Origin of the sequence: Streptomyces sp. NPDC050263 (assembly GCF_040655955.1) — a bacterium.
Classification (GTDB): Bacteria; Actinomycetota; Actinomycetes; order Streptomycetales; family Streptomycetaceae; genus Streptomyces.
In genome coordinates, this window is sequence record NZ_JBFAKW010000268.1 from 1 (window position 1) to 2,385 (window position 2,385).

A 2,385-nucleotide genomic window follows, 5' to 3' on the forward strand; every position below is an offset into this window, starting at 1 on the left:
GGTATTTAGGGGCCGTCAAGAATCAACACGTTGCATCACGGTCCCTCTGTCGTTGTTGTGGTATGCCCATACCGAGCGAGGTTCGTGACCAACTCGCCCTGAGAATCAAGGTGTTGTTCCCTCATGTGAATGAGCGGCAGCAGCGGCTGGCGCCGGCCGCCGAGGCCCGGCTGCTGGGGCACGCAGGCGTCCGGGCCGTCGCGCATGCAGCAGGGGTGAGCGAGACGACGGTACGGAAGGGCGTCTTCGAGCCGGAGGGCGGCGTCAGAGCCAGGACGCCGGCAGGGACGCCCTGAGCCATCTCCGGGAGCTGGGCGAACTCCCCGCCGAGGTGGATGCCGGCGACCTCGCCCAACTGATGATCGCCGCGGTGGACGGCCTTCAGTTGCTCTGGCAGTACGACAAGAGCATCGACATGACGCGCGGCCTCAGGGCTCTCGGGACCCTATGGGCACTCGCCGGCGAGGGTGCCGGCAGCACCGGCCGGTGACCCTGGCGGCAGACCCCGGGACGAGGCCGAACCCGCCCGTTCGGCACTCGCGTCGGCCGGCCCGCACCATTGTGATCGAGTCACAGTGACCAGTCGTGACCCGTCTAGGCTGTGGCCATGACCGATCGCCGTGCCCGAGTCGCGACCCTGGCCGAGGTGGCCGAGGTGATCATCGCCCGGAGACTCACGTTGCCGAAGGCCGCGTTGGCGACGATGCGGGCGGAGATCCCGGGCTACGCGGCGATCACCGACGAGGCCTTGCTGGACGACGTGGTCGCCCATGTGCGCAAGGGCAATGACGCACTCGGTCTCAGCCTGGCAGGCGCCCGGCCCGCCACCGACGAGGACGTGGCGTTCGTCCGCCTGCACGCGGCCCGCCGGGCCCGGCTCGGCGTCTCACTCGTCGACTTCATGCACGGGGTGCGCATCGCCCACCGCACGATGTGGGAGGCGATCGCCGACTGGGCCGCGAACGACTCGGGGAGAGGCGACTGCGCGCTCGAAGCGGCCGGCCTGGTCATGGAGTTCTTCAACCGGGCCAGCACCGTCGCCGCGCAGGCCTATCTGGACGCGGAGCAACTGCTGGCCGTGGAAGGCGACCGGGTGCGCCGGGACCTGCTCGAAGATCTGCTGGCGGGCCGCGAGCCCGCACCGGGCCCACGCCTCACTGCGGCGACGAAGGCCGGGCTCGGCCCCGGCACGCCGTGCGCCGTGGTCACCGCCGTACCGGTGGCTCCGCTCTCCGACGAGTACGGGCTCCGCTCCGCCGCAGCACTCCTGGGACGGGCGGTCGGCGAACCGGCCCGGCTGCTGACAGTTCTGCGGCAGGACGAGATCGTGATCGTGCGCGCCCTCCGCGGCACCGCCGGGGAGCTGCCGACGGAGCCGGTGAGATCCGCCTGGCGGGCCCTCGCCGAGCAGGGAGTACCGCTGGCGATCGGGATCAGCACCCGCCACGCCGGCGTCGCCGACCTCGCCACGGCCTACCGCGAAGCCGTGACGCTGATGGGCACGCTGTCCCGGAACGGCGGTGTCGCCGCCCTGTCCGAGCTGCGCGTCCTCGACTATCTGACGCTGCGCGCGGACGAGACCGTAGCGAGGATCGTCCCCGCCCGGATGCGGGAGTTCGTGACCGAGGACGCACGTGCAGGAGGCTCGCTCCTCAGGACCGTGGAGTGCTTCGCGAGCAACGACCTGAACGTGAAGGCCGCGGCTCGGGAACTCGGGGTCCACATCAACACCGCGCACCACCGGCTGGCCCGCGTCGAGGAGCGCACGGGATGCGAACTCCGCCGACTCGCCGATCTCCAGGAACTGTTGATCGCGATCAGGCTGTTCGCCGGCGGCGGCCCTGCCCTGTGATCCGATCACAACCGAACGCATCCATCATTGGGTGCCCCACCCGATGACCCGTGGCACCCGGACTCCCTAGCCTTTCGTCGTCGAACCCGCACACCGACGAACGGGAACCACACGAGATGACCGATCACACCCCAGCGCCCACGTCCGTGTGCCAGGCTTTCCAGCGCACGGCGGCCGTCGATCCGGACGCGATCGCACTGCGCACCGTGGGCGGGAGCCGCACCCTCAGCTGGCGTGAACTCGCCGACGAGGTACGCGTGTTGGCAGCCGGTCTGGCCGGTCTCGGGATCCGCCACGGGGACACGGTCGCGCTGATGATGTCCAACCGGACGGAGTTCTATCCCGTGGACCTCGCGGTCCAGCATCTGGGCGCCACACCCTTCTCCGTATACAACACGCTCGCGCCGGTGCAGCTCGCCCATGTCCTGCGGAACTCGGGAAGCGGGACCGTGGTGTGCGAGGCGCGGTATCAGGACACCGACCGCGGCTGCGGTGTCCCCGTCGAGCACGTCAACGTGGAGGACGACGACCCG

General features: G+C 70.1%; 3 protein-coding genes and 1 pseudogene. All 4 read left to right on the forward strand.

Annotated features, from left to right (window positions below; all coding sequences use genetic code 11):
• Positions 1–62: 62 nt before the first annotated feature.
• Positions 63–263, forward strand: a pseudogene (locus AB0J04_RS45800) (ISAzo13 family transposase); the annotation flags it as partial.
• A gap of 68 nt (positions 264–331) precedes the next feature.
• Positions 332–490, forward strand: coding sequence for a hypothetical protein (locus tag AB0J04_RS45805; RefSeq protein WP_363174672.1), 159 nt, complete (start codon positions 332–334; stop codon positions 488–490).
• A 117-nt stretch (positions 491–607) separates the two neighbouring features.
• Positions 608–1,852, forward strand: coding sequence for a helix-turn-helix domain-containing protein (locus tag AB0J04_RS45810; protein ID WP_363174673.1), 1,245 nt, complete (start codon positions 608–610; stop codon positions 1,850–1,852).
• Positions 1,853–1,968: 116 nt separating this feature from the next.
• Positions 1,969–2,385, forward strand: a 417-nt coding sequence (locus AB0J04_RS45815; protein WP_363174674.1) for an AMP-binding protein, incomplete at its 3' end; no start/stop codon positions are given.